The sequence below is a fragment of the Hymenobacter coalescens genome (assembly GCF_054783195.1).
Genome location: NZ_BAAGRA010000016.1, coordinates 593,360 through 618,960, shown reverse-complemented (window position 1 = coordinate 618,960; position 25,601 = coordinate 593,360). Strand labels below are relative to the sequence as shown.

The 25,601-nt window shown below is 65.3% G+C and carries 37 protein-coding genes; 36 read left to right on the top strand and 1 reads right to left on the bottom strand.

Features of this window, described 5'->3' with window-relative positions:
* Positions 1 to 7: 7 nt before the first annotated feature.
* From ACYVKQ_RS14155 to ACYVKQ_RS14005, 31 genes are all read left to right on the top strand, one after another.
* On the top strand, positions 8 to 643 hold the full coding sequence (locus tag ACYVKQ_RS14155) for a hypothetical protein (protein WP_460675996.1): 636 nt from the start codon (positions 8 to 10) through the stop codon (positions 641 to 643).
* Positions 636 to 1,637, top strand: a complete 1,002-nt coding sequence (locus ACYVKQ_RS14150; protein ID WP_460676078.1) for a Lin1244/Lin1753 domain-containing protein — start codon at positions 636 to 638, stop codon at positions 1,635 to 1,637. The genes ACYVKQ_RS14155 and ACYVKQ_RS14150 overlap by 8 nt, the downstream gene beginning before the upstream one ends.
* Positions 1,624 to 2,376 carry a P-loop NTPase family protein gene (locus ACYVKQ_RS14145; protein WP_460675995.1) on the top strand — a complete coding sequence of 251 codons (753 nt, stop codon included), beginning with the start codon at positions 1,624 to 1,626 and terminating at the stop codon, positions 2,374 to 2,376. Before ACYVKQ_RS14150 ends, ACYVKQ_RS14145 begins: the two co-directional genes overlap by 14 nt.
* Positions 2,377 to 2,410: 34 nt before the next feature.
* Entirely contained in the window at positions 2,411 to 2,608 is a 198-nt protein-coding gene (locus ACYVKQ_RS14140) for a hypothetical protein (protein WP_460675994.1), read from the top strand.
* A gap of 39 nt (positions 2,609 to 2,647) precedes the next feature.
* Positions 2,648 to 3,028: a DUF4326 domain-containing protein gene (locus ACYVKQ_RS14135; RefSeq protein ID WP_460675993.1), complete on the top strand. Its 381-nt coding sequence runs from the start codon at positions 2,648 to 2,650 to the stop codon at positions 3,026 to 3,028.
* A 37-nt stretch (positions 3,029 to 3,065) separates the two neighbouring features.
* Entirely contained in the window at positions 3,066 to 3,239 is a 174-nt protein-coding gene (locus tag ACYVKQ_RS14130; protein WP_460675992.1) for a hypothetical protein, read from the top strand.
* Between the two features lie 11 nt (positions 3,240 to 3,250).
* A complete protein-coding gene (locus ACYVKQ_RS14125; protein WP_460675991.1) occupies positions 3,251 to 3,538 on the top strand; it encodes a hypothetical protein in 288 nt (95 codons plus the stop codon).
* 31 nt (positions 3,539 to 3,569) lie between these two features.
* Positions 3,570 to 3,746, top strand: coding sequence for a hypothetical protein (locus ACYVKQ_RS14120; protein WP_460675990.1), 177 nt, complete (start codon positions 3,570 to 3,572; stop codon positions 3,744 to 3,746).
* A gap of 13 nt (positions 3,747 to 3,759) precedes the next feature.
* The gene (locus tag ACYVKQ_RS14115; RefSeq protein WP_460675989.1) at positions 3,760 to 4,248 is read left to right on the top strand and encodes a hypothetical protein; all 489 of its coding nucleotides are present in this window, start codon (positions 3,760 to 3,762) and stop codon (positions 4,246 to 4,248) included.
* Positions 4,249 to 4,260: 12 nt separating this feature from the next.
* Positions 4,261 to 4,455, top strand: a complete 195-nt coding sequence (locus ACYVKQ_RS14110) for a hypothetical protein (RefSeq protein ID WP_460675988.1) — start codon at positions 4,261 to 4,263, stop codon at positions 4,453 to 4,455.
* On the top strand, positions 4,443 to 4,703 hold the full coding sequence (locus ACYVKQ_RS14105) for a hypothetical protein (protein WP_460675987.1): 261 nt from the start codon (positions 4,443 to 4,445) through the stop codon (positions 4,701 to 4,703). Before ACYVKQ_RS14110 ends, ACYVKQ_RS14105 begins: the two co-directional genes overlap by 13 nt.
* A 305-nt stretch (positions 4,704 to 5,008) precedes the next feature.
* A complete protein-coding gene (locus ACYVKQ_RS14100; protein WP_460675986.1) occupies positions 5,009 to 5,494 on the top strand; it encodes a hypothetical protein in 486 nt (161 codons plus the stop codon).
* A gap of 71 nt (positions 5,495 to 5,565) precedes the next feature.
* Positions 5,566 to 6,027: a terminase small subunit-like protein gene (locus ACYVKQ_RS14095; RefSeq protein WP_460675985.1), complete on the top strand. Its 462-nt coding sequence runs from the start codon at positions 5,566 to 5,568 to the stop codon at positions 6,025 to 6,027.
* Entirely contained in the window at positions 5,996 to 7,414 is a 1,419-nt protein-coding gene (locus ACYVKQ_RS14090; RefSeq protein ID WP_460675984.1) for a terminase large subunit domain-containing protein, read from the top strand. Before ACYVKQ_RS14095 ends, ACYVKQ_RS14090 begins: the two co-directional genes overlap by 32 nt.
* Positions 7,402 to 8,766, top strand: coding sequence for a phage portal protein (locus ACYVKQ_RS14085; RefSeq protein WP_460675983.1), 1,365 nt, complete (start codon positions 7,402 to 7,404; stop codon positions 8,764 to 8,766). Before ACYVKQ_RS14090 ends, ACYVKQ_RS14085 begins: the two co-directional genes overlap by 13 nt.
* A gap of 1 nt (position 8,767) precedes the next feature.
* The gene (locus tag ACYVKQ_RS14080) at positions 8,768 to 9,511 is read left to right on the top strand and encodes a phage minor head protein (RefSeq protein ID WP_460675982.1); all 744 of its coding nucleotides are present in this window, start codon (positions 8,768 to 8,770) and stop codon (positions 9,509 to 9,511) included.
* A 160-nt stretch (positions 9,512 to 9,671) separates the two neighbouring features.
* On the top strand, positions 9,672 to 9,794 hold the full coding sequence (locus ACYVKQ_RS14075; RefSeq protein ID WP_460675981.1) for a hypothetical protein: 123 nt from the start codon (positions 9,672 to 9,674) through the stop codon (positions 9,792 to 9,794).
* Positions 9,795 to 9,931: 137 nt separating this feature from the next.
* Positions 9,932 to 10,129, top strand: coding sequence for a hypothetical protein (locus tag ACYVKQ_RS14070; RefSeq protein ID WP_460675980.1), 198 nt, complete (start codon positions 9,932 to 9,934; stop codon positions 10,127 to 10,129).
* A 2-nt stretch (positions 10,130 to 10,131) separates the two neighbouring features.
* The gene (locus ACYVKQ_RS14065) at positions 10,132 to 10,281 is read left to right on the top strand and encodes a hypothetical protein (protein WP_460675979.1); all 150 of its coding nucleotides are present in this window, start codon (positions 10,132 to 10,134) and stop codon (positions 10,279 to 10,281) included.
* Between the two features lie 34 nt (positions 10,282 to 10,315).
* The gene (locus ACYVKQ_RS14060; protein WP_460675978.1) at positions 10,316 to 10,495 is read left to right on the top strand and encodes a hypothetical protein; all 180 of its coding nucleotides are present in this window, start codon (positions 10,316 to 10,318) and stop codon (positions 10,493 to 10,495) included.
* 139 nt (positions 10,496 to 10,634) lie between these two features.
* The gene (locus tag ACYVKQ_RS14055; protein WP_460675977.1) at positions 10,635 to 11,396 is read left to right on the top strand and encodes an HK97 family phage prohead protease; all 762 of its coding nucleotides are present in this window, start codon (positions 10,635 to 10,637) and stop codon (positions 11,394 to 11,396) included.
* Between the two features lie 14 nt (positions 11,397 to 11,410).
* Complete coding sequence (locus tag ACYVKQ_RS14050) at positions 11,411 to 12,664, top strand: phage major capsid protein (RefSeq protein ID WP_460675976.1); 1,254 nt, start codon at positions 11,411 to 11,413, stop codon at positions 12,662 to 12,664.
* 2 nt (positions 12,665 to 12,666) lie between these two features.
* Complete coding sequence (locus ACYVKQ_RS14045; protein ID WP_460675975.1) at positions 12,667 to 12,921, top strand: hypothetical protein; 255 nt, start codon at positions 12,667 to 12,669, stop codon at positions 12,919 to 12,921.
* Positions 12,922 to 12,923: 2 nt separating this feature from the next.
* The gene (locus ACYVKQ_RS14040) at positions 12,924 to 13,526 is read left to right on the top strand and encodes a head-tail connector protein (RefSeq protein ID WP_460675974.1); all 603 of its coding nucleotides are present in this window, start codon (positions 12,924 to 12,926) and stop codon (positions 13,524 to 13,526) included.
* The gene (locus tag ACYVKQ_RS14035; protein WP_460675973.1) at positions 13,526 to 13,858 is read left to right on the top strand and encodes a head-tail adaptor protein; all 333 of its coding nucleotides are present in this window, start codon (positions 13,526 to 13,528) and stop codon (positions 13,856 to 13,858) included. Before ACYVKQ_RS14040 ends, ACYVKQ_RS14035 begins: the two co-directional genes overlap by 1 nt.
* Positions 13,848 to 14,204, top strand: a complete 357-nt coding sequence (locus ACYVKQ_RS14030) for an HK97-gp10 family putative phage morphogenesis protein (RefSeq protein WP_460675972.1) — start codon at positions 13,848 to 13,850, stop codon at positions 14,202 to 14,204. Before ACYVKQ_RS14035 ends, ACYVKQ_RS14030 begins: the two co-directional genes overlap by 11 nt.
* Positions 14,205 to 14,705: a hypothetical protein gene (locus ACYVKQ_RS14025; RefSeq protein ID WP_460675971.1), complete on the top strand. Its 501-nt coding sequence runs from the start codon at positions 14,205 to 14,207 to the stop codon at positions 14,703 to 14,705.
* A 27-nt stretch (positions 14,706 to 14,732) separates the two neighbouring features.
* Positions 14,733 to 15,173 (top strand): hypothetical protein, encoded by a 441-nt coding sequence (locus ACYVKQ_RS14020; RefSeq protein ID WP_460675970.1) that lies wholly within the window; start codon positions 14,733 to 14,735, stop codon positions 15,171 to 15,173.
* A 3-nt stretch (positions 15,174 to 15,176) separates the two neighbouring features.
* Complete coding sequence (locus ACYVKQ_RS14015; RefSeq protein WP_460675969.1) at positions 15,177 to 15,572, top strand: hypothetical protein; 396 nt, start codon at positions 15,177 to 15,179, stop codon at positions 15,570 to 15,572.
* Positions 15,573 to 15,619: 47 nt separating this feature from the next.
* On the top strand, positions 15,620 to 15,925 hold the full coding sequence (locus ACYVKQ_RS14010; protein ID WP_460675968.1) for a hypothetical protein: 306 nt from the start codon (positions 15,620 to 15,622) through the stop codon (positions 15,923 to 15,925).
* Positions 15,903 to 18,557, top strand: a complete 2,655-nt coding sequence (locus tag ACYVKQ_RS14005) for a tape measure protein (protein WP_460675967.1) — start codon at positions 15,903 to 15,905, stop codon at positions 18,555 to 18,557. Before ACYVKQ_RS14010 ends, ACYVKQ_RS14005 begins: the two co-directional genes overlap by 23 nt.
* Positions 18,558 to 18,559: 2 nt before the next feature.
* On the opposite strand, the gene ACYVKQ_RS14000 is transcribed toward ACYVKQ_RS14005, so the two are convergent.
* Positions 18,560 to 19,027, bottom strand: coding sequence for a hypothetical protein (locus ACYVKQ_RS14000; protein ID WP_460675966.1), 468 nt, complete (start codon positions 19,025 to 19,027; stop codon positions 18,560 to 18,562).
* A 23-nt stretch (positions 19,028 to 19,050) separates the two neighbouring features.
* On the opposite strand from ACYVKQ_RS14000, the gene ACYVKQ_RS13995 reads away from it, so the two are divergent.
* The 5 genes from ACYVKQ_RS13995 (at position 19,051) to ACYVKQ_RS13975 (ending at position 25,594) form a co-directional block, all read left to right on the top strand.
* The gene (locus tag ACYVKQ_RS13995) at positions 19,051 to 22,248 is read left to right on the top strand and encodes a hypothetical protein (protein WP_460675965.1); all 3,198 of its coding nucleotides are present in this window, start codon (positions 19,051 to 19,053) and stop codon (positions 22,246 to 22,248) included.
* A gap of 70 nt (positions 22,249 to 22,318) precedes the next feature.
* Complete coding sequence (locus ACYVKQ_RS13990) at positions 22,319 to 24,004, top strand: hypothetical protein (RefSeq protein WP_460675964.1); 1,686 nt, start codon at positions 22,319 to 22,321, stop codon at positions 24,002 to 24,004.
* Between the two features lie 3 nt (positions 24,005 to 24,007).
* Positions 24,008 to 24,502 (top strand): hypothetical protein, encoded by a 495-nt coding sequence (locus ACYVKQ_RS13985; RefSeq protein ID WP_460675963.1) that lies wholly within the window; start codon positions 24,008 to 24,010, stop codon positions 24,500 to 24,502.
* Positions 24,503 to 24,506: 4 nt separating this feature from the next.
* Positions 24,507 to 24,899 carry a hypothetical protein gene (locus ACYVKQ_RS13980; protein WP_460675962.1) on the top strand — a complete coding sequence of 131 codons (393 nt, stop codon included), beginning with the start codon at positions 24,507 to 24,509 and terminating at the stop codon, positions 24,897 to 24,899.
* Positions 24,899 to 25,594 carry a hypothetical protein gene (locus tag ACYVKQ_RS13975; RefSeq protein WP_460675961.1) on the top strand — a complete coding sequence of 232 codons (696 nt, stop codon included), beginning with the start codon at positions 24,899 to 24,901 and terminating at the stop codon, positions 25,592 to 25,594. Before ACYVKQ_RS13980 ends, ACYVKQ_RS13975 begins: the two co-directional genes overlap by 1 nt.
* The last annotated feature ends 7 nt before the right edge of the window (positions 25,595 to 25,601 follow it).

Below are 25,601 nucleotides of genomic sequence, written 5' to 3'. Positions count from 1 at the left end.
GGCAGACATGAAATTCCTAGAACGCAACCTAGAAGACATACTGTGCTCCAACCCGCACGGCTGCTACAACGCAGGCTTCGAGGCCTACTTCGACTACGCCACCGGCTGCGAGGTGCAATTGATCCGGCAGCCACAGTTTGAGCCTTACGGCATTGGGGATATCCTGATGATTACCCATGCCCCGCGCGATATGCGCCGGGTTACGGTACGCATCATCGAATGCAAGCGCGGCATCATCGGCCTGGCCGCCTACGCGCAAGCCAAGCGCTACCTGACGGCCGCCAAGGTCGCCCTGGCCAGCTTCGTAGCCGAGTGCGTGGCAGTCGGCCGGGAAGTAGAATGGAAGTGCGTGTTGGTGGGCAGCCATGTAGACACCTACGGCGACTTCCTGCATGTGCTGAACAACGATGCCGACTGCGAGGCCTACGCTTATACCCGTGTTGGGGAGGGCGTGTACTTCGAGCGCGCCGGCTTAGACTACCTGAAGCACGGCAACACCTTGCCTTCGGCGCTGGCCGTGTTGAGCAACCGGGCTGCCTTGGGTGCCAAACAGGCCGAAGCAGAGGCAGCGCGCATTGATGCCGAGATGGAGTTGGAATTCCCCCAGGCCTACTGGGATAATCTGCTTGGACGCAATGGCTAGGCCTGCACGTTTAAACGCCGACTACTTCACGCACAACGCCGACCTGCGGAACGACCGGCGCGTGAAGGCCATCCGCACCGCGTTGGGGCCGGCCGGATACGGCCTCTTTCACATGGTTCTGGAGGCCTTGACCGATGCCGACCACACGGCCCTCGATACGTCCGACCTGGAGGTAGAATTGCTCGCGGGCGACTTCGGGGTTTCTGCCACAGAAATCCACAGCCTGCTACAGTTTGCCGAAAAGGTCGGCTACTTCGGCCGCAACGACGCCGGCTTGCTCATCTGCCCCGAGCTCAACAAGTGGTTGGAGCCGGTATTCGAGAAGCGTAACCGGAGCAGAAACCCCACGAAGCCGGAGTTACTGTCACAGACTGCCCCAGCAACCGGGGTTTCTGTCACAGAAATACCACAGAGTAAAGTAAAGGAGAGTAAAGGAGAGGAAAGTAAAGAACATACTTCCTCCCTTCGGTCGGAAGTTCGAAAAGCGCCCGAGCCTTCGCCCGCTCAAAAAAAAATAGCGCCCGAGCCTTCGGCCCCCAGGTTGGAAATACTACCTGATGACTCCGACGCTCAGGCTTCGCGCACCGGGGGGGGCGCGGCCGAACCGCCCCGGCTGCAGTTCCAGGCCTTCGCCCAAAGCCCCTACGCCACGGAGGAAGCGCTGCAGGCCCTGGCCGCTGAACTCAAGCTGCAGGACGTCAACGCCACCTACTACCTGCAGCAGATCGGCCTGAAGGCCGGCCGCGAAGACAACCGCACCCCCGAAGCGTGGCGCACCTACGCCACCCGGTTCCTGACCAACGACGCCAAACACGGCCACCTCGTCACCAACACCATTCCCCTAGACCCGCAACGCCATGCAATCGATCCGCGCCATCGTCAGCCAGCCCGAAGCGGGGCCGCTGCACGTCTCCAAGTCACTCCCCCATCCGACCCCAGCTACGGGTACGGCACCCCCACGGCCCGTACTACCGGCCCGTTTGGAGGAAATTAACCTGACGCCGGAGGAAATCGAGGCCGTGACGAAGCCCGCCGTCGAAGCAGCCATTCGCCAACTGCGCGAAACCAAGTGGCACGACATTGAGCGGGCGCAGTACTGGTGGGACGTCAACCACCCGAAGGAAGCCGCCCGCTACAACCTGGCCACGTGGTCGCAGGCGTACCTGCAGCGGGCGCGGGAAGTGGTCGGCCCGCAGTACGTGGTGGACGAAGGGTTTCGGGACGTGCTCAACCTGCTGGCGCTGTACTTCACCGAGCACCCGGACTTTGAAGCGGCCGGCTACCACCACCGCAAGGGCCTGTTCATCATCGGCGGCGTGGGCGTGGGCAAAACCACGGCCCTGCGCATCGCCGGGCAGCAGAACAGCCGCAAGCGCTTCGGCATCGTCTCCTGCCGCACCGTCGCCAGCGCCTACCAGGAAGCCGGGCCACAGGGCCTGAGCGTCTACGCCAAGCGCTACCCCGGTTCGGGCGTGTGCTTTGACGACCTCGGCACGGAACCGACCACGCTCAAGAACTACGGCAACGAAGTCAGCCCCATTGCCCAGGTGCTGCTCGACCGCTACGACGAAATGCAGGCCGGCCGGTTGGAGGGCTGCGAAACGCACATGACCACCAACCTGAACGCCCAGGAAGTGGAGCAGTTGTACGGTCCCCGCGTGTGGAGCCGCCTGCACGACATGTTCAACTTCATCGTGATACCGACGTCGGTTCCTGACCGGCGCCGGGCCTAGCCCCCTCCCTCCCCCTAACCAGAAGACCAAAACCATGAGCACGGAACCCAACCACCACGAAATAGAGGCACGCGCCGCCGCCAGACGGGCCATCAAGTACGCAGCGGCGTCGGGCTATGCGCGGGGCGTATTACGCGCCCTCTCGCACACAGAAAGCCTGCCGGACGACCTGCACACCGTGGTCGGCGATGCCCTGGACGAACTAGAGCAAATGCTTGACAACATCTCTTAGCCTCTCCCCACTCCCTGACCAGAGACAGAGAAAAGAACCATGAACAAGCCGATCCGCATTCAGCGCAAGAGAATAAAGGGCTTTAAAATGCCCGCTAACACCACCAGTGTCACCCGGCCCGGCAAGTGGGGCAATCCGTTTACTGTCGCTTCGCTGATTGCCGAGGCGAAAGAACAGTGGCTAAAGTTCGGCCAGTCGAACCCTCATCTTATCCTTAATGCGGCTCAGGAGCAAGCCGTAAACCTGTTTCGTGCTGGCATAGAAGGCAAGATCGACAATGACCTGACGCCTGCCGAATACGCACAGTTCGAATGGATGCGGGCTAACCTGCATCAGTTGCGCGGCAAGAACCTGGCCTGCTTCTGCTCGACGGGGTCCTGCTGCCACGCCGACGTGCTGCTAGAATTCGCCAACGCCTAGCCCTCTTCCCCACTCCCTAACCAGAGACAGAGAAACCATGACCCCCATCGAAGAAATCAACAAGCTCCGGGCGCTGCTACTGCCGATTGCTTACCCCCGGCGCGGCACGAACGAAGAATGGATGGACCGTGCCGACTTCGCCGAAGCTATTCAGGCGGCCTGCGAACTGGAAGACCTTGAACCCCTTACTCCCGAAACCGAGGCCCTTTAACCCCTACCACTATGGCACTTGACGCAGTAATCACCGCCGCGACCCGCACCGAGGAAGGTGTAGTAATTGAACTTGGCCCGCGCCCGGCCACTACTTACCTAAACGGCAATGGCGAAGTAGTCTACAGCCCGGCCAGCATCCCAGGCCAGCCCCGCCTGCTGATTCCCGGCGCTACGTGGCAACCGCATGTAGGCGACACGGTGTGGGGCGGAGCCGTGGCCGTCCGCATTGAAAGCGGCGGCATATCCTTCCCTTATCGGCGGGAAGGCTACGGCAAACTCATTCAAGATTGGGCCTAGCCCTCCTCCCCACTCCCTAACCACCGGAGCCATGACCGAAGACCAGAAAGCCAAGGTTGCTGTGATATGGGCCGCGACCGGGAATAGCAAAGGGCACCCCGGCCAGCGCCGTTTGCATATCGATAACATCACCCAAGAAGAGGAAGAGTTGATTCTGGCCTTCCTCCAATCCCTGCAAAATGGCCGTGCACAAGCCCTTCAATCCTGATTTGCCCGCCCCTATGGAACAGACCCCACCCGCCGCGCCGATGAGCGAGCACAAGCCGCTGACTGAGCGAGAGCGATACCCCTACCTGCTGGCCATTGAGCAAGGCGCGCCACGGTTGGGCGAATGGAATTGGCCAGACATGATGAAACGACTTCTTGAACGCTACGACGCGGCAGAGGCCCTGTTAGCCACCACCACCCAGGAACGGGACGCCGCCGTGGAGGCGGCGACGCAGCGCGGCAAAGACCTGCACGAGGCATTAGAGGCCCTTTCGGACATGTATCTGCAATACTGCGGCCCCGGCCCGTTTGGGCACGACTTCATGTCGGCCGGCGAAGGAAGTCAGGACGTGCTTGCCAAGTGGGACTTGTTCCGAGAAGACTGGTCAATTATCAGCCCGGCTTACGACACGGATGTTCCCGAAAAAGTCAAAGCCCTCCTCTCGCCCTCCCTCGACATTGACCTAGACGAATCGCCCGCCCCTTCCCCCGAACAAGCCTAACGACCCGACGCCATGAAAAAGCGACTGAGAAAGAAGCTGGGACGCGGCGAATACGCCAACCCGTACCGCAAGACTCGCCGCCAACGGGAAGCCGAAGCCTTGTTGCGCCACCAGCTGGAGAGTCTCATTGCCCAAATCGGACCCGAAGAATTTGTCCAACGCATCGAATCGTATACCGAAAAACACCCTTTAACATGCTCCCTGTAGACTTCCCCGGCACCAACATCACATTCGCCAAGCCCGGCGACATGACCGACGAGCAGTGTTATGCCCTCAAAGCAATGGTTGGCACAGACGGCAATGGCTTTCCTTACACGCTAACCGCTTGGCAACCGAGCTACGAGGATTTGCAAGCACTGAACGCCGGGCGACCGATCATGTTGCAAATCATTGGCGGCGGCATGCCGCCCGTCGCCCTCTGGACGTACGACGAGGAAACAAATCCTAACGTTTAGCGTCGTGACCGCCGCTGAGTTCCGCGCCCTACAGGCCAAGAAGCCCGCAAAGGCCCGAAACATCCCGCCTGTTGCACGCACGCCCCCTGAGCCGACACCAGACCCGCCCGAAGCAAACCAAGCGCCTGTATCGCCTGAAACCGCCCGGCCCGGTCGCCTCACCGCCTACCTGTCCGGCCACCGCTGGCCCGGCCACACGGCCCGCGTAGTGCTTGACCGCTTCCCCGCCGATGACTGGCCCGCCCTGCTGGCCCTGCTGCACACCCGCTGGCCCGAATTGATTGCCCACCCCAACGAGTGACCCCATGAACTCCCCCCTCCACCCCCACAACCGTTTCCAAGGAGCCCCCGGCATCTCCCCCCACCCCCCGGCCCAACCCGCCCGGGTGGTGGGCGGCGCCGGGCCGGCCAAGCGCACGCACCAGGAAGAGCCGACCCTGAAGGTCTCCAAAGACCGGGACGCGTGGCCCTCGATGGAATTGCTGCGCCGCCTCAACATCGCGGCCGGGCAGCTGCTCGACCTGATTCCGCCCAACCCCCGCTTCGGCCGGCCCTACTGGTTGCTCGACACCCGCCCCCGCGCCGGCGGCTCCCCGCTCACCCACACCGGCAATACCCGCCCCAAGTTCACCATCACCCGCCACTTGGGGCCCCTGCACCTGACCGTCTGCGTCAAGCCCGCCGGCCTGCCCTTGGTCTGCCGCCCGGCCGATACCATTGTGCTGGACCTGAACGCCGGCGGGCCCGAACTGCCCGGAATCTACCGCCTGCTGCCCCGCTCCCCGCGCTAGTCCCTGTCTGGGAAACAACTTCCCCACTGCCCGGCCGCCACGCGCCCGCGGGGTGGGGTAGTTTCGTTGACATGGCAGGGGTAACCACATACACGCAAGAGATTGCAGACGCTATCTGCGAACGGATAGCGCTGGGTGAGAGCCTGCGTCGCATCTGCCAAAGCGAAGGCATGCCCGCCGCTTCCACAGTGTTCAAGTGGCTGAGTGATGTGGACGGATTCTCGGAGCAATACGGGCGCGCGCGGGAATTCCAAGCCGAGACGATGATGGATGAAATCCTGGAAATCTCGGATGATGCCACCAACGACTTCATGACCATTACGAAGGGAGATAACTCCTACGAGGTCGAAAACAAAGAATGGACAAGCCGAAGCAAGCTACGGGTAGACGCCCGGCTAAAGCTTATGGCCCAACTCGCCCCCAAGAAGTACGGCCCGAGGATGTCGCTGTCGGTGAAGGACGAGAACCCGATCCAGCAGCTCACGGACGAAGAACTACTCGATGAAATCCGTAAGCTCGCCCCCAAAGAATAGCGACGGGGGCGGACTCACCGAAGCCTACCTCCAGACCCTGAAGCCGGACGAGAAGCGCCGGCTTTTGGCGTTACTGAAGGAGCGGGCCGGGCGGTGGCGGTTTCAGGCGCGCCCCGAGCAACTGCAGCCCCCAGGCAGCTGGTTCATCTGGTGGATCGACGCCGGCCGCGGCTGGGGCAAGACCCGCACCGCCGCCGAAACCATCAAGGAATGGGCGCTGAATACCCCCAAGGGGCGTTTCGCCTTGGTGGCCGCCACCTTTGCCGATGGGCGCGATACGATGGTGGAAGGGGAATCCGGCTTACTGGCTATCCTGAAGCCCCACCAGCTGCGCGGCGGCTCGGAAGAGAAGGCCTGGAACCGCAGCATTGGGGAGCTATACCTGGCCAACGGCGCGCAGTTCCGCATCTTCAGCAGCGAACAGCCCCGCAAGCTGCGCGGCCCGCAGCACCACGGCGCGTGGTGTGACGAGCTGGCTGCCTGGCAGGATGCCCACCTGGGCATGGTGGACGAAAAGGACCTCACCAAAGGAGGCGGGACTACGTGGTCGAACCTGCTGTTTGGTTTGCGCCTGGGGGCTGACCCGCGCATCATTATTGCGTCTACCCCCAAGCCGGTCAAGCTCATCTTCGACCTGCTGGAGCTGCACAAGAAGCACCCCGAGCGGGTACACATCACCAAGGGCAGCACCTACGACAACCTGGGCAACCTCTCCGAAACGTTCAAGCTGAACGTGGTGGCGCTGTTCGAGGGCACCTCCATTGGCCGGCAAGAGCTGAACGCCGAGCTGAATACGGTGGTTAAGGGCGCCCTGTGGACGTGGGCCATGCTCAACCCCATCCGGGTAGCGGATGATGAACTGCCGCCGCCCGAAGCGTTCAAGCGGGTGATTGTGTCCATTGACCCCGCTGTTACCGCTAACCCGGACAGCGACGAAACCGGCATCATCATTCTCGGCCTTACCCACCCAACCCCGCTGCACCCGCAGGGGCTGGTGTATGTCCTGGACGACGGAAGCGGCGTGTATACCCCCTTGCAGTGGGCCACCACCGCGAACAACTTCTTTGCCAAGTACAACGCAGATGCGTTTGTTGCCGAGGTAAACAATGGCGGCGACTTGGTAGAGTCCAATATACGCCAAGTCAATAAGACCGCCCGGTACCGCGGGGTGCGTGCGTCCCGGGGCAAAGTAGCCCGAGCGGAGCCCGTCGTAGCGCTGTACGAACAAGCCCGCATCCGGCACCGCGCCGGGCTTACAACGCTGGAAACCCAAATGACCACCTGGAGCGCCGGCACCGGCGAAAAGAGCCCCGACCGCATTGACGCGCTGGTGTGGGGCATTACGGAATTAGCACTCACAGAAGAAAAGCAACGATGGGCAGCCTGATCGACCTCACCAAACAAGCCTTTGGGCTAGCTCCCATTGCGCCGACCCGCATGGACCTGAAGCTGCTGCCCGGCACCACCGACACGCTGGGGCGGACCCTGCCCATGTCGGGCCTGTCGGTGCTCGGCACCGGCGGCGTGCAGTGGCTGGGCAGCGAAGGCAGCGACCTGACCCGCAACGGCTACACCAACCACGCCACGGCCTACAGCATCATCAACTACATCCTGACCACCGCGCAGCCGCTGCCGTGGGGGGTGTACCGCGTGAAGGCCGACGACACCACCGAACGCCTCGCCGCGCACCCGCTCTACGACCTGCTCTACCGGCCCAACCCTCGCCAGTCCTGGGCCGAGCTGAAGACGCAGCTGCAGGGCTACCTGCTCACCACCGGCAACGCCTACGTGTACGGCGTGCGCCCGTCCCTGGGCAGCAAGGCTGGCCGGAAGGCGGAGCTGTGGGCCCTGCCCGCGCCCCTGGTGGAAATCGAGGGCGGTGGGTGGATGCAGGAAGTGGCCGGCTACAAAGTCCCCAACGGGCAAGGCGGCTACACGCGCTTTGAGGCGGCCGACGTGCTGCACCTGCGCTACTGGAACCCTGACGACAGCAAGTACGGCCTGAGCCCCGTCGCGGCGGGCATCGACACCATCACGGCAGCCAAGGCCGGGCTGACCTCCCGCGTGCGGCAGTACCAGAACCAGGGGCCGGCCGGCATTCTGTGGGACAAAACCAGCACCGAACCGTGGAGCCCCGAACAGGCCCAAGGGGTGCGCAGCTGGTGGCGCCGCTTCCTGCCCGGCGGCCGGCAGTCGGGGGAACTGCCCATCGTGGGCGGGGAGCTGGGCTACACGCAGCTCGGCCTGAGCCCGGTGGACCTGGACGTGCTGGCGGCCATTCCCCACGACAAAGACGCCGTGGCCGACCTGTTCCGTTTCCCCGGGCAGCTGCTCAACGGCAGCAAGGGCACCACGTTCAGCAACATGGGCGAGGCCGGCGCGGCCCTCTACAGCCGCTGCGTCATCCCCCTGGAAACCATGATCCGGGACGGCCTCAACCGCTGGTTGGGGGCCGACTACGGCGACGGGGTGTACATCGACTTCGACACCTCCCATATTCCTGAGCTGCAGCCCAACAAGGAAAAGCTAGCCGCGTGGCTGGCGTCGGCGTGGTGGGTCAGCACCCAGGACAAACAGCGCATGATGGGCGTGGAAGTGGACGACACCCTGCCCCGGTACCTGGTGCCCGCCTCCCTGGTGGACCCGCAAGCCGTGCCCCCGGCCCCAGACGATGCCGAAGCCCAGGCCGAAGCCGCCGCCAAGTGGCTGGCCCGGCAGCACGTAAACGACTACCGCTAGCATGACGCGATACGAGGCCATTGAAGCCCGCCGCCTCGCCTACGAGCCCCGGTTCGTGCCCCTGATCCGGCGCGAACTGATCCGGCAGGGCGAGGTGGCTGCTGCCGCCTACGAGGCCGGCAGCACCCCCGAGTTGGCCGCGGCCTTGGTGAAGGTCGATGGGCTGGTGGCGGTGCTCTCGGACCTCTACGCGGTGGTGGGCGTGTCCTTTGCCCGCTCGGAGTACGACGCGCTGACGCAGGCCAAGGCCTTGCAGGTGAAGCGCCTTCCCGGGGCCGAGCTGGTGGCGGGCTGGGTGGGGCGCCTCAAGCGGTTCTTCACCGGCGAGGGCCGCACCCGGGCCACGGCGATGGTGGAAACCACCCGGGACGTCATCACGCGCACCATCCGAGAAGCCCAAGCCGAGGGGCTGTCGGTGCCCAACACGGCCCGGCTGCTGCGGGAACGGGTCGCCACCCTGAGCCAGGCCCGCGCCGTGGTCGTAGCACGCACGGAACTGGTAGCGGCGGCCAACCTGGGGAGCCTCATGGGCGCGCAGGCCACCGGGTTGAAGCTCAACATGAAGTGGCTCGCCACCCCCGGCCCGCGCACCCGTGACACGCACCGGGCCGCCAACGGGCAGACCGTGACGCTGGGCGGCACCTTCACCGTGGGCGGGACCGTGCTGCGCTACCCCGGCGACCCGCTGGGCCCTGCCGCGGAGGTCGTCCAATGCCGCTGCACGCTGCAGTACGAGCCCGTATGAACCGCTACCGCTACCCGTTCCCGCTGCTGCCGCTGTCGCACCCGTGGCGGCCCACCGGGTTCGTGCGGCGGTGGCTGGCGTACGAGTATGCGCTGGGCGGAAAGTGTGACTTTGCGTTGGTGGGATTGGGCGCGAACTAGGGTTTTGCGTATATTGGGGTATGGTAAAACGACTCCGCAAGAAGCTGGCAAAGAAGATCGAGGCCCGGGCAGTGGCTGCGAAAATCATCACGCAAGTGCATGATGCAGAGTTTGAACGTGACGTGAATGCCCCGCAAGCCTAAGCCCATGACTGACGAACTCCGCACCAAGGTGCTAGCCGCAGGAGAGCATATGCTTCAAGCCATTGAGCGCGCTGGCGCCGGCGGGTTTCAGGAGGTGGACCGCAGCATGCGCGAGGCAACCCATAAGCTTGTGCCCCGTGGCCCCAAAAAGAAAAAGTAAGCCCGCCGCCGCCAAACACCCGTTCTTCACCCACCGCAACGGGCAGCCGGTGTTTCTGCAGGACATCGACCACGACCAAGCCGCCGCCCTGCCCGGCGCCACCGTCCTGGTGCCCTACATCGTGAACGGCAAGCCCCGCAGCCTGCTGCTGTTCAAAGGACTCTTCCACAACTAGCCATGAAAGCATCCAAGCGTAGCAAAGTCAAGCCAGCCCGTCCAATCGTCATTAGCCTAGACGGCCAGCCCATCGGAGAAGCCAAGCCCGTCACCATCAAAAACGGGCAGGTAGTGGATGATACACCACACACCGTTTACAGCACTGAGTAATTACCGCTTGCCGCGTCGACTCTCTCAACTAGCCATGCACACGACCATCACCCTGCAAGTGCCTCACAACGGCGGGCACGTTGAAATCAGCTTCAAGGTCGCCACCGAAATGCTGGCCCGGCCCGATGCGCTGGGCAGGACCATTGCCGCCGAGGTGGAGCGCGCCCTGGGGAAATACGCCGTGTGTGCCGGTGGCGAGGGCTTCGTACAGTAATCCTCCCTCCCCCAATGAATACCCAGCCCGGCCCACCCGCCGGGCTTTTTCGTGCCCTGTCCGGCCGCCTGCCCTGTTTGGGAAACAACTTGGGCGCCGTGCATAGGCCGCCCGCCCCGCTGCGTGGGTAGGTTTGACCATGCTTTACGCCGTCAAGAATTGTGGGCTGGCCATCAAGGACATCGACTCCCGCCAGGGAATCGTGACCGGCTACTTCGCCGCGTTTGATAACGTCGATCACGACGGTGACATCATCCGCCGCGGGGCCTTTGCCAAGTCGATAGCGGAGCGCGGCCCCGGCACGCCCGGCTTCAACATCAAGCACTTGCTGGACCACAACACGACCAAGGCGGTGGGCACGCTGCTGAAGCTGGAAGAGGACGCGCACGGCCTGCGCTACGAGTCGAAGGCCGGTCGCCACTCCCTTGGTCGTGATTTCCTGCTCATGTGCGAGGATGGACTCATCACAGAACATTCCATTGGCTTCAAGTGGGTACAGGGCAAGTCTGAGCGGCTGGCCAACGGCACGATGGTGCGCCACGAAGTCAACCTACGCGAAGGGTCCAGCCTGCAAGCTTGGGGAGCCAACCGCAATACCCCTCTGGTGGGGGTGAAGTCCGAAGGGCTTACGGCCGAGGAGCGCGAAACCGCGCTGGCCGAAGCCTTTGCCCGCCTGCACAAGTTGCAGAAAGCCCTGAAGGGCGCCTACTCCGACGACCTGTGCGAGCTGATCGAGCTGCAGGCCGCCCAAACGGAAGCCCTGTGCAAGTCTCTCATTGCGGAACCTAACACGTCACTCCACCCCGAAGAGGAGCCGGCCGGCAAGGCCACTTCTGCCGCGGTAGTTGAGCCGACCGATGGTGAGCTACTGAAGCTGTTTAAATCATCCCTCATCAACTAACCAAGGCCAACGACATGCCCGAAGTTGTAGAAGAAATCAAAGCCCTCGGCACGGAGCTGAAGGGCCTCATTGAGAAAGCAAACGGCCAAGCCACTGAAGCGGGCAAGGTTGCCAACGACACCAAGTCCGAGTTGCAGGGCCTGGCCCAAAAGCAGCAGGAGCTGTTGGAGACGCTGAGCAAGCAGCAGAAGGACATCGACGGGCTGGCCCTGCAGGCCAAGCGCCCCAATGGCTCCTTCGGCACGGCCGACAGCCAGAAGTCGCTGTTCGAGGTGTTCGGTGACCGGCTGCAGAAAGCGCAGGCCAACGGCGGCATCCTCAACCAGGCCAAGAATGCCAAGAACGGCATCATGGTGGACGACGAAGCCAACTTCGGCCAAAAGGCCGTAGGCGACCTGAGCACCGCCGGCAACATCACCGGCACGCTGTTCACGCTGCCGCAGGTGCTGACGGGCGTGCAAACTCCGCCGGCCGAAGAGCACATTCGCCAGTACATGACCACCGGCAGCACCAACAGCAACTTGGTGCGCTACGTGCAAGCGCTGCGCGGCGAGGGCGGGTTCGGCATGGTGGCCGAAGGCGGGTTGAAGCCCCAACTCGACTACGACCTGACGGTAGTGGACGCGCCGGTTCGCAAGATTGCCGGCCACATCCGCGTACCGGAAGAAATGGTTGAAGACATTCCGTTCCTGACGACGCTGCTGGCGACGCTGGGCATGGAAGACCTGAAGCTGAAAGAAGATGAGCAGGTGCTGTATGGCACCGGCACTGGCGACAACCTGAAAGGCGTCTTTGCATTTGCTCAGGCATTTAACCCCGGCGCGTTCCGCGTGGTAGCCCCCAACCTGTGGGACATCCTGGTGGCCATGCGCCTGCAGATCCGCAAGCTCAAGTACCGCCCCACGGCGGCCTTCGTGTCGCCGACCATCTACGCGCTGATGCGCGTGGCTAAGGACGGGGAGAATCGCTACCTGTTCCCGATGCTGCAGACCAACCCCAACGGGTCGTTCTCGGTGGACGGGGTAACCATCGTGGAAAACATGGCCTTGGCTGATGGCGACATCATCATGGGCAACTTCCAAACGGGCGTCATCCTGCTGGACCGCAAGCAAGCGGCCATCCGCAGCTACGACCAGGACCGCGACAACGCCATCCGCAACCTCATCACCTTCGTGATCGAGGAGCGCGTAGCCCTGCCGGTGCCGCAGCCGCTCTCGTTCGTGAAAACCACCGTGGACGCTGCCACCACGGCCCTGACCGCCGCTTAAGTATGGTTACGCTGAAAGCACTGGAAACCCTGGCCCTGGAACGGGGCCGGGTTTCCACCGGGCAGGTCTTCCAGCTGCACAGCAAGGAGGCCGCGCAGGAACTGATCGACTCGGGCCGGGCGAAGGCCTCCGACGAAGAGGTAACCTTCGCGCAGCCCGACGCCAAGCCTAAAGCCGGCAAAGCCACCCGCGTACGGCCGGCCGACAAACCGGCTGAAGAGGCCGGGCAAGATTCCACTGTAGAGCCTGCCGAGTAGCCATGCCCAGCGTCATCCGCCTCGACACCACCACGCCCGTCACGGAGCCCGTTGGCCTCTCGCTGGCCAACGTGCACGCCCGCCTGGGCTTGCGGCTGAACGAGGCGGGGGATGGGCCCCACCCCGACGCCACGGCGGAGGAAGGGGCGGAAGTGGCCTACGCCCAGCACCTGCTGCGCGCCGCCCGCGAAGAAGCCGAGAACTTCACCGGCCTCTCCTTCGCGGGCGGCCAGCGGCTCGAATACACCTTCGAGCTCGGGGAAGCCTACCGCATCCCTGCCGGGGCCACCGTGGAAAGCGTGACCGGGTTCTTTGACAGCGTGGACGCCATCGAGGCGTTCAGCGTCGAAGAGTACCGCAAGGGCATCAGCATCAATCGCGAATTGGCTTGGGACTACGCCCTGCTGCAGACCTACACGGTCACGCTGCAAATGCCGGCGGTGTTTACCGCCCCGGCCGTGGTGGTGCAGGCCATCCTGCTGCTGTTTGCCGAGTGGTACAAAAACCGGGAAGTGTCGGTGAACGGGGCCATCAGCGTGGCTACGCAGGTGCAGTGGCAAAACCTGCTCGGCAAGCTCCGGGCGTTACCCGCCTCCTTCGCCTAATGGGACGCGTCAACGCCGGCCAGCTCAACCAGCGGGTTGTCCTCGTCACCGACGCCCCCGGCGTCGTGGACGGGCAAGGCGGCTGGTTGCCGGGGGGTGCGCCCACCGAAACCCCCGTTCCCGCCCGCGTGCGGGCCTTGCGGGGCACGGAGGCGCTGCGCCTGGGGCAGGAGCTGAACGGCATGCTCTACGAGGTCACCATCCGCCACCGGGCGGGCGTGACGGGCAAGAGCCGGCTGACGTGGAACCTGCAGACCCTGGTGGTGCAGCAACTCCAGCCCGCCGAAGACCGGGAATTTCTCACCCTCATCTGCCTGGACAGTGGCCAATAACGTCAGCGTCGCCGTGCAAGGGGTGCCGGGCCTGCTCAACAAGGTGCGCCTGCTCATCCCCAAAACCCGCGAAGCCGTGCGAACGGCGGTGGCGCAAACGGCGCTGCAGGTCGAGTCCGACGCCAAGGGGTTCGCCCCGGTGGACACGGGCCGGCTGCGGTCCTCCATCAAGGCCGACATCAGCGCGTCGGGCCTGTCGGCTACGGTCAGCACCAACGTGAGTTACGCGGTTTTTCAGGAATTCGGGAGTCGCTATCAAGCCGCACAGCCTTTTCTAGGCCCCGCATTCGAGAAGAATCGCCAAGCATTCCTCAACAACCTAAAAGCCGCCGGGCTGAAACTGTAAATGGACCCGCTGCTGCGCCTGGTGCCCGCCGTGCACAACGCCCTGACCGCTACGCCGCTGGCGTGGGGGGCGTCGGCGGTGCCGGTGTACCAGCACCTGAACACGCCCCACGCGGGGCATTACGTGCTGCTCACCCAGCCCACCAGCGTCACGCAGAGCCTGAACCCGTCGTGTCGGCGGTGGTCCTGCACGGTGCTGCTGGACGTGGTGACCCAGTTCGCCGAAGGGCAGGTCAGCACCATCCCGGCCGCCACGGTGGCCGACCAGATTACCGCCCGCCTCGAAGGCCAGCGCCTGCTGCTGCCCGCCGGGTGGGACTGCGGCCCCGGCACGCTGGAGCTGCAAACCCAACTCACCGAAACGGGGGAGCTGCTGGCCCTGCGCCGGCTGCTGCGCCTCCGGTGGGATGTCGCATACCACGCCACGGCGGAACCGGCCGAACCCGGCCCGGAGCTGCCGGTGGGCGTGTTGGGCGGGGCCTTCCCGCTCACTTTGGCTTAATCTCTCACACTCTTTCCGCCTACTGACATGGCTAAAACGATCAACGCGGTAGACGTGGTGTTCTCCATCAAGCGCCCCACGGACACGAACCCGATCATCCTCGGCTGTACGCAAACGGCCACCTTCACCAAGCGCCGGGCCATGGATTCGGCCACTTGCTCCGCTTCGGATGGACACGCGCAGTTCTCGCCCGGCCAAAAGAGCTGGGACGGCAGCGTAACCGCCCTGTTGCGCGACTTCGACAACGACGAAGCCGACGAAAACATCTCCCTCGATGACGTGCTCGACATGCTCGACGAAGGCACGGAAATCACGGTGAACTACGCCCGCAAGGTGGGCGGCCGCCGCTACACCGGCAACGCCTTTGTGTCGGAGGTGACCTACACCCAGCCCGAAACTGGCTCGGTTACGTGGTCGGCCAACCTGACCGGCCAAACCGAACTCCTCCCTGTTACCCCGACCGTCTAACGCATGAGCTTGGCAGCCCGTGGCTTCGGCCACCTATCCCTAGGCGGCGCGTCCCGCCCCTTTCAGCTCGGCTTGTACCAGGCCCGCGCCTTCTGCGAAGCTATGGGCATCGAGCTCGGCGCCTACCGCGAAAAGCTCAACGGCCTCAACCTGTCACCTTCGGCCAGCCTGGAAGACGAACTGGTGTTTCGTGCGTGGATTTACTCGGCCCTGAAAGCTGGCGCCGCGCTGGAGAAACAGCCGTTCGACTTCGATGTGGACGAGGTGTCGTTCTGGGTCGATCAGGCCCCGGTCAGCCAACTGACGCCCTTCTTCGAGGTGCTGAAGGCCCAACAGGACACCGCCCCGGCAGAGGGAAACGCAGCGGGGCAGCCAGCGAAGAAAGCCAAGGCGAAGTAGCAAAGCGCGGCCCGGACGATACCTGGGCCGCGCTTTTAGACTACGCCTTGGGGGAAGTCGGCTTGCTGCCCGACGTGCTGTGGCGCATGACGTGGAACGACTACGCGCGGGCCGTGCGCGGGTACCAGACCCGTCAGGCGCGGGAATGGGAGCGCACCCGCCAATTGGGCGAATGGGTAGCGGCCTTCGCGGGGGTGGACCTGACAAAAGAGCTGAAGGGCAAGCGCCTGCTGAGCCTGCCCACGGACCCGCCGCCGAAGAAAGAGGCAGTGCCCACCGAAACGCCTGAACAATTCATGGCCCGCATGAAGGCCAATAACTTTTACCTGAATGGCAACCCTGGCAGAGCTTAACGTCGTCATCGGCGCCAACATCGATGAGTTCGAGCGGGCCATGGCCGAGCTGGAGCGCGGCGTGGGCCGGGCTGGCCAAGCCGCCAAGGCTGCCGGCTCGGCCCTGACGCAGTACGTGACCCTGCCGCTGGGTCTGCTGGCGGCCGCGTCGGTGAAAGCCGCGGGCGACATTCAGGCATTAGAGAAAGGATTTGCCGCTACCTACAAGGGCAGCGAGGATCTGGGCACCGCCTTAGCCAAAGTACGGGAGCTGGCCAAGCTGCCCGGCTTGGGGCTCAAAGAAGCCCTGCAGGGCGCCACCAACCTGCAGGCCGCCGGGCTTTCGGCCGACCTGGCGCGGCGCAGCCTGGGGGCGTTTGGCAACGCGCTGGCTACCGTGGGCCGTGGCAAGGCCGATCTGGACGGGGTAGGCCTGGCCTTGGGGCAGATTGCCGCCAAGGGTAAGATCAGCGCGGAGGAAATCAACCAGCTGGCCGAGCGGGTGCCGCAGATACGCGAAGCCATGAAGGCCGCGTTCGGCACGGCCGATACCGAAGCCCTGAACAAAGCGGGCATCAAGGCCAATGAGTTTATCGAGGGCTTGGTGGCCCAACTGGAAAAGCTGCCCAAGGTCAGCGGCGGCATCAACAACGCCTTCGAGAATTTAGGCGACGGGGTCACCATCGCGCTGGCCAAGGTGGGCACGGCGCTCAACAACGCGTTCGACATCGAGGGCAAGCTGAACCGCCTGGGCGACTTCATCGGCGGGCTGGCGGATCGGTTCGCCTCCTTGGACCCGGCCACGCAGAAAGCCATCTTTGCCCTGGGCGGGGTGGTGGCTGCCGCCGGCCCGGTGGTGTTTGCCATCGGGGCCATCGGGGCCGCTGTGCCGGCCGTCGTGGCGGGCTTAGAGGTGCTGGGCCTGACGTCGCTGGCGGCCCTCGGCCCGGTGGCCGCCGTGGCTGCTGGCGTCGCTGCCGCCGCGTACCTGATCATCGACAACTGGGAAAGCATTTCGGCCTACTTCACCACCGGGGAAGGCGGCCGGGTGTTTGACGACCTGGCGGCCTCGGTTAGCCGGGCCGTGGAGACCATCGGCGGGGCGCTTGGCTCGTTGGGCGGCTTGTTTGGCGACACGGCGTTCTCCGTGGGCGACATCGGCAAGGCATTCGCTGCCGTATTCCGTTCCCTGGGCGACGGCATCACGGCCGTGCTCAACCTCTTTACGGGGGTGGCGCAAGTCGTGACCGGGCTGTTTCAGGGCGACATGACCAAGGCCGCCAACGGGTTCGCGCTGGCCTTGGACGGCCTCACGCGCCCCCTCCGCTCCCTGTTTGGGCTGCTGCCCACCCTGGCCACCGAGGCGGCGGGCGAGGTAAACAACTTCCTGGAAACCGGGAAGATGGGGTCCGAGAATTGGACCAAAGCCCTAACGGCCAACCTGTTCACGCTCGGCAGCATCACGCAGGCGGCCAAAGACGCCGCCGCCGCCGCCGGTGGGCTGGCCAAACAGACCGGCCTGCTGGCAGACCTGGAAGCCAAGCTGAAGACAGCCAAGCAGCAGCAGACCAGCGCTACCACCGAAAAGGACGTGGCCGCCGCCAACAAGCTCATCGAGTCGCTGGAAGGGCAGATCAAGCGCCTGCAGGAACTTGGCGTCGGCTCCGACGAAGCGGCCAAGGCGCTGGCCAAGCTGCGCGAATCCCTGGCGCTGACGGGCGAGCTGAGCCAAGCGCTGGGCGACGACTACGGCTATGTAGAAGCCCGGCAGTCGGCCCTGGAAAGCGGCGTGAAGTCACTCATCGCCGCCGGCTGGTCGCCCGCCTCCAAGGTGGTGCAGGGCTACGTGGCCGAGCTGCAACGCCTCAACCAAGCGCTGGCCGCGACGGAGCAGATCCAGAGCCGCGTAGCCAAAGGCACGGAAGCGCCGAAGGTGTTAGGAGCGACAGAGCAACTGGCCCGTCAGCGTGATCTGCCTCAGCTTTCACTGCCACCGCTGAACACCAATCAGTTTAGCGACTCTGTTGCCAAAATACCGGGCACCTGGCTCAACTTAACCAGCACCATTGAAGGGCTGGATCTTCCGCCGCTCCCTCCTTTGCCGCCGTTCGACGCTACCAACTTGGCTACCAGCGTGCAAGGGGTTAAGGATATTCTGATTGACTTGGATTCGGTGATTCAGAACGGCTTTGCCGGCGCCATCGGCTCTGCAGCGGAAGCATTCGGGCAAGTACTGGCTACCACCGGCAACATTGGGGACGCTTTAGCGGGTGCCTTCAAGTCGATCCTGGTTGCAATGGCTGACTTTGCCGTGTCGTTTGGCCAGCTGCTGGTTGCCCAAGGAAGCGCTGTACTGCTGGCCCGGTCGATAGCTATCAACCCCTACGGCGCCATTGCGGCCGGCGCGGCACTGATTGCGCTGGGGGCCGCCGCAGGCGCGCTGCTCAAAAAAGGCCCCTCCTTTGGCGGTGGCGGCTCTGCGGTGCCTACCGTGGGGGGTGGCGGCCGGAACGTAGCCGCTGGCGCCCCTACCGTGCAGGCGCAAAAGCTCAACATCAAAGTGGAGTTTGGCGAGGCACAGATACGCATGGAGGGGCAGCAACTGCGCGGGCTGATTGCCGTGTCGGATTACCGCCTGAGCCTGACGAGCTGATGCTACTGCAGGGAGTATTGCACCCGGCCGCCGGGGTATGCTTTGGCGGCCTTCTCCACTTCGCGGAAGGTCAGTTTGTTGGCCGCGTTCTCCATTCCGACAAATTCTGTGGTATACGACACGCGCCCCAAAGTAGCGGCATCAATTACGAACTCCCCCCGCAGGGCCAGCGTGCCGGACTTCGTAGCCAGCGCCACGATGGTCAGCGTTGGGCTGAAGCCTTTCGGCAAGGAGCGCGGGTCGGTGCGAAGTGTGCCCATCTGTTCGTCCAGCCGCTGAATGGTGTACCCCTGCTGCACCAGCACGCGGGCCAAGTTCCTCAACGCCACCGCCGGGCTGTCGGGCGTCTGAACCAGAATCACATTGGCCTTTTTGAACGGCTGATCCGCCACGGTGCCCGGCTTCGGGGCCTGAGCATGAACGCATACCGGCAAGGTGCAGAGGCACAGGAATAAGAGAAGTTTCGACATAGCCCCGCAAGGATAATAAAATCATGCCAGAGAAACTGCTACAGGTGCTGTGCCAGCCCGGCGCCAACCCCGGCGAGTTCACCGAACTGCGCACCTACTACCGCGGCTGGGCGGCCTACGAGCGGTACCGGCAAACCCAGGAGCCCGACGACCTGTACCGCTACGAGCAAACCCCGGTGTTCACCTGCACCCCGGTAGAACCCTACGCGGAAGGCGACGAGGTAGACCGGGGCTGCCTGCCGCCGGGGCAGGGCGGGGCCTACGGCGAACTGGTCATCCTGCGCTACGCGGAAGTGGCCGGCTTTGCCGTGGTCGTGCCCGACGCCCCGGTGCCGAACTCCCTGGAATGCCCGGTCAACTACACGCTGCAGCTGTTCGTGACCAACGTCGTGCAGCCGGACGGGGCCAACGGCTACCTGGGTTCCTTCGACGTGTTCGGCGTCACGCAGAACGACCCGATCACGCTGCTGCTGCCGGGCCGCCAGCCGGTGCAAACCACCTCCAATCAACTGGCGAGCTTCACCAACGTACCGCCCGGCACCTACACGGTGGGCGGGCAGGACGCGGTGGGCGGCACGGCCAGCACCCCGCCCATCGTGCTCGGCAACGGCAGCGCCTCCCCCACCACCCCGCCGTACTGGTTGCGCTACTTCGTCTACGAAGAGCAGGACACCGACCCGCAGACCGGCGCGGTGCTGCGCACCTACTACGAGGCCGGCGGGCGGGCCTACGACAAGGACGGTACGTTCGGCAACCCCGCCCGCACGGTGTACGCCGCCACGTTCGAGGTGAGCCGGGCGGACTACGACGCGCAGCTAGCCCTGCCCGTGGGCGTGCCCCTCTACAGCCGCGACACGCGGGAGCTGGTGGACAGCTACTACCTGACGGACGGGCGCACGTTCCGCGAAGCCCGCCACGACGGGGCCGGCAACCTGCGCTTCACCGACACGGTGCCCGCCGAGGAATCCCGCCGCGGGCAGCTGCGCATCCTCAACATCATCCAGACCGACATCGACACGGCCGGCACGGCCACCGGCAGCCTGTGGGTGGAAGCCGAAAGCCCCGCCCCGCCCCTCACCTACCGCCTGGCCCCGCAGCCCGCGCTGGTGCTCGGCGGCCCGCCCGTGCTGGTCGACGCCACCGAAAACGCCACCGGGCAGTTCAGCGGGTTGGCCGCCGGCGCCTACGACGTGACCGTGCGCGACGCCGCCGGGCAAAGCGTGACGGAAGTGGTGGTGATCGAGGATGCCTACCGGCCCCGGTGGGAGCTGAGCTACGACAACCTGCGCGGTACCGCCAAGCGCATCACCATCTGCCAGCGCGGCTACACCGGCGCGGTGGAGGCGGTGTGCGGCAGCGGCGAGCCGGTGGTGCGCGGCTGGGCCGCCACGGGCACCGACCCGTCCGGCGTGCTGCCGGAAGCCCTGGGGTCTACGCTGCGCTTCGAAGTGCGCACGGCCACGGCCCGGCAGTTTCAGCAGGTGGCGCTGACCGACGACCGCGCCTTCCGCGTGGACCACTACTCGGCCGGCGTGCTGGATTTTCGCGGCTACCTGCCGGTGGTGCTCTACGACGAATCGCTGCTGGGGGCGGGGCAGGTCGTCACCCTGGAGGCGGCGGACGGCCTGGGCGGGCTGCGCGAAACCGCCTACCTCAACCACCGGGGGCAGCCGATGGAAGGCCGCCGGCCCCTGCTGGCCACCCTGCTGCACTGCCTGAGCCGCACCGATACCAACCTGCCCCTGTACTGCGGCATCAACCTGCGGGACGTGCACATGGCCGACGACGCCGACCCGCTGCTGGCGGCCTGGGCCCGCCGGGATGCCTATTATGAAGCCGGCAAGGAAACCGACTGCCGCACGGTGGTGGATGCCATCCTGAAGACTTTTCACGCCATCCTGGTGCAGCGCAACGGCGCGTGGTGGGTGGTGGCCCTGAACGAAATAGCCGAGGAAACCTACGGCCTGCGCGGCTTCGCGCCCAACGGCGAAACCGTGCCCGCGCCCGCCGTGCCCGCGCCCTGGCACATCCGCAAAGCCGGTACCACCGACGCCCCGGGCCGCATCCAGTGGCGCGACGCCAGCCAGCGGGTGCAGGTGCTGCCCCCGACCAAAGCGCTGCGGGTGACCGTCCCTTTGCAGCTGATCGACAACCAGCTGCCCGATGGGACGTTCCAGCAGTGGCGGCCGGACAACTCCGCCCCGGTGGGCTGGACCAACAACGGCGTCTCGCTGAGCAAAGCCCCCGGCGCCAAGGCCCGCACCTCCCTGCTGCGCCTGGGCGTGGGGGCCTCGCTGGCCAACGCGGCGCTGCTCTCCCCCGTCATCGAGCACCGCAGCGGCAGCGACGAAACGCCCGTGCGCCTGACCCTCAAGGCCCGCGTGCAACCGCTGCTGGACGCGGCCGGGCAGAAAGTAGACCCGCAGCCCGTCGCGCAGCAGCGGGTGACGACCCTGGTAGACGGCGTGCCCGCCCCCGACGAACTGGCGTTTGAGTGGACCGCCGGCGAGAAGGAGGATGAGCAGGAGGCGTTTCTGCCGCTGGGTCTGGTGGGCGACACGCTGCGCATCCGGCTGGCCGGGCCTACCTGGAACAACTACACCCACCAGCCCGGGCACACCTACCCCGCCCTGGAAATCCTGGAGCTGAAGCTCACCATCCTGCCCGCGATGGTGGAGTGGCCGGACAAAGACTTTTTCGTGGCCCTGAATCCGCTGCCGGCCTACACCTTAGCGCCGGAATCGGAGCTGGTACACGCCGACCTGCCGCGCCTGCCCACGGTGACGGGCGTAGAAGCGCCGGTCAAGGCGATGGACGTCTTCGCGTGGCGGCACGCGCTGAGCCTGGCGGACGAAACCGCGACCACCGCGTGGATACGCCCCGACGCGGCCGAGGCCGGGCAGCAGGCGCAGCCCCTGCTGGAGAACGCCGCCGCCGACCGCCTGGAGCTGTTGGCCCGGCCGGGGGAGGTGCTGTTGGGCGTGGTGGAAGGCCTCGACGTGTACCGCCTGGGGGTGGGCCACATGCTCGACGCGCCCGACGACACGGACGGCAAGTTCCTGGTGGTGGGGTGCACGCACCAGGACCGCAGCGGCACGGCCGACATCGCCGTGCGCCGGTTGCGGGGCGGCTCCTACACCACGCCGGACGGGCTGCCCGACCGGGTACGCGTCACGCACCTGGGGCCGCGGGTCACGCACCTGGGGTACCGGGTGGCCTGACGCCCTGTTTGGGAAACAACTTGGGCCATTGGCGGCCCCCGCCCGCCTGCCCGCGCGGGTAGCTTTGGGTATGCCTGACGAGAAGTACATCCATGAGTTGCCGGCGGTTGCCGCCGCGGCCGACCTGGCGGGCGCCGTGATCGAAGTGGAGTACGGCACCCAGCGGCCGTTCCTCAACAAGCGCGCATCCATCGGGCAAGTGCTCGAAGCCGCGACCCGGAACCTGCCCGGCACGAACGGGCTGAAGGGCACGCCCAAGTTCGTCCGGTTTCTGGACAACACGACGCCCGGCTACACGGCCGGGGCCTCCACGCTGGCGGGCCTGAACCCGGAAACCCTCTGCCTGCACACCACGGCGCACGTCGATTTCACGCCGGACGGCAACGACGTGCTGTACCGCCTGGCCTACGACCCGACCGGCCCGCTGCTGGTGTACGCGGACGGCAACTTTACCCCGCCCACGCTGCCGGCCCGCTGGGTGCGGCAGGGCGACGCCACGGCCACGGCCGGGGTGGAAGTGTTCAACCCGCTGAGCACCCGCATCCCCGCCGGCGCCCAACGCCTGCACGACCTGAACGGGCGCACGCGCTTGTTCGAGGCCGAGGTGGAGCTGTTGCGGGCCTCCTTCCCCGGCAACCAGATTCCCGCCCCCACCGGCACGGACGCCGACGCGGGGCGGTGGGAGGAAAAGCCGATCGGCGGGCAGGACTACAGCCCGGTGGTCGTAATCGGCTGGCGGGGACTTCAGGCCCTGCTGGGCGCCGCGCAACTGGTGCCCTACAAGTGGTACCGCATCGTGGGCCGCGCCAATCCCGAAACCCTCGGCGGGCCGCTGCAGGTCGTTGAGTACCTGCCGGATGTGCTGCTGTTTGCCACGGATGCCGACCAACTCGCCCCGGAGGCGCTGCTGCTGGACAGCCCGAACTTGCCCGGCACCTACACCGTCGCCACCGACACGTTCACGCCCGGCGGCCCGGCGGTGGTGCAGAGCACGGGCACCAGCACCACGGCGGTCATGAGCCAGGACGCGGTGACCGACCGTGTGCTGAATTATTTCGATGCCGACCGCCGGGGAGCCGACGACGCGGGCAACCCGCTGGTACTCACCGAAGCCGACTGCAACCGTGTGCTCATCGTGGAAGGCAACGACATTACGCTGCCGCCGGCAACAGCTGCCTGCGTGTACAAGCGCATTGGGTTTGTCGGCAGCGGCCTGGTGACCGCCAGCGGCTCGGATATTCTGGACGACAACGGCTCAGTTGCGGCTCTGCGCGTGAGCCAAGGCGCCGAAGTATTCTGCTTTGCCGTGGGGGTGTGGCTGGTGTTGAACAACAGCTCCTACAGTGCCCCGTTCGAACGCAGCTTCGACGTGGCCGCGTTTCGGCAAACGCAGGTGCGGAGCGGCACGTTCGACGCCAACAACGAGCTGACTTCCTCTGCGCCGTTCGCCGTGCTCGGCCAGAGCTTCACCGACGCCAATTACCTCTACGAGTTCCGGATTGGGGTCGGCGGGGACCAGCGCTGGGTGCGCTTTGCCAAGGCGGGCGGCCCCGCGGCCCCGGTCATCGACGTGTACGACGTGCCCGACGCCGTGCGGACGGCGGTCACGGGCGGCGCCTTCACCAACGGCGAACTGCAAGGCGCGCAGCCGGCCGGCTCCGAGGCGGGCATGAAGTTCACCACCGCCACATTTGGCTACGAGTACCAGCGCGGCGCGGCCGGTTCGCTGGTCTGGTGCCGCTATTCCAAAGGGTAAGCCATGGCACTGATCGGCACCAACGGCCACGCTTTCGGAGCGTCCGACACGTACCCCGCCTACGCCGCCCCGCCGCCCTCCGACGTGGCGCAGGCTCCGGCCACGCTCGACCAGGATTCGTTTTTTCTGCGGGTGTCGGACGACCCCGGCATTACCATTGTTAACGCCGACACCCTGCAGGGGCAAGGCCCTTGGAGCCGGGAGGTCAAACCCGACTACGAAGGCGGGGCGGGCTGCTTCAGCACCATCAACGGCAAAGGCGACCGGTTCAAATTCAACGGCGTGCAGTTCGTGTTGTTCGGCTGCATGAACACGCTGGGCGGCTCCTTTTCGGTCACCATCGACGGCGCCCCGGCCGGCACGGGCTCGTGCTACGCGGCCACGCCGACCAAAGACGTGCAATACACCTCTCCGGTGCTGAGCCTCGGCGTGCACGAAGTCATTGTTCTCAAGCTCGACGGCACCTCCATCTACCGCGATACCGTCATCCTCTCGTAGCCCTATGGCCACCCTGAACCTCCACACCTACGCCAACAAGGCCACCGGCGACCCGTTCCCGGCCTCGGAGCGCAACGCCCTGTTCGCCAAGGACAACGACTTGGTCAACTCCAATAACCAGCACGAAACCCGGCTGCTGGCCCTGGAAGCGGCGAACGTGTACCAGCTCACCGCTGACTTCCCCACCGCCGGGGCGGGCACGGTAACGCTGCGCATCCTCGAAGCGGCCTTCACCGGCACGCTCACGCTGTTCAGCAGCAGCAACGTGACCGGCGTCACCTACCAAAAGAACGGCGCGCCGGTCACCTTGCCCGTGGCCGTGGCCCTGAACGACACGATAACGGTATCCGGCACGGCCGGCACGGGCGGCGGCTTCGTCAAGCTGCGCAAGCTGTAATGGCCTACTACGACCAGCACGCCACGGCCGTGTACGCGGCGCCGGAACCGGAGCCCGGCATCGACAAAAGCAAGTACTATTTCTTCGGCACGGCCGGCGGGGCGGGCAACACCGATTTGCTCTGGCTGGACGAATCCGGCAACAACCGCCACCTGACGGCCACGGAAGACGACTACTTCGTGCTGACCACGGACGCGCAGGGCAAGCCCGCTTACCTGGCCTCGGAGGACACGGGCGGCGTGTTCAAGTTCCCGCCGGTGAACGTGCCCAACAACGACTACACGGTGTACATCGTGGTGCGCCCCACCACCTCAGACCCCAATCCTTACCTACTCGACGCGGGCAGCCACTCGCTCAGCTTCGCCTACGGCACGGGCGATTTGGCCCCCTACTTCCGCGCCGGCATCGGCTCGGCCTCGCCGGGCACGGGCGTGCTAAGCGTGGCGCCGAATGAAAAGGCCGTGCTGGCCTGGCGCATGACGGAAGGCGTCGGCGGGCGGGTGTACAAGAACCGCAGCCTGGTGTTTACCGGCGCCTACACGAAGTACCCGCTGCTCTCGCCGCTCACTTTCGGCCACGACTGGAGCACCTACTACGCCCCGTTCCTGGGCTACGCCTACGCGCTCATCATCCGCGTGGGCAACGACACGGACGCAGAGTTCGCGGCCATGCTCGACTACCTCGACACGCTTTAACCTTCAC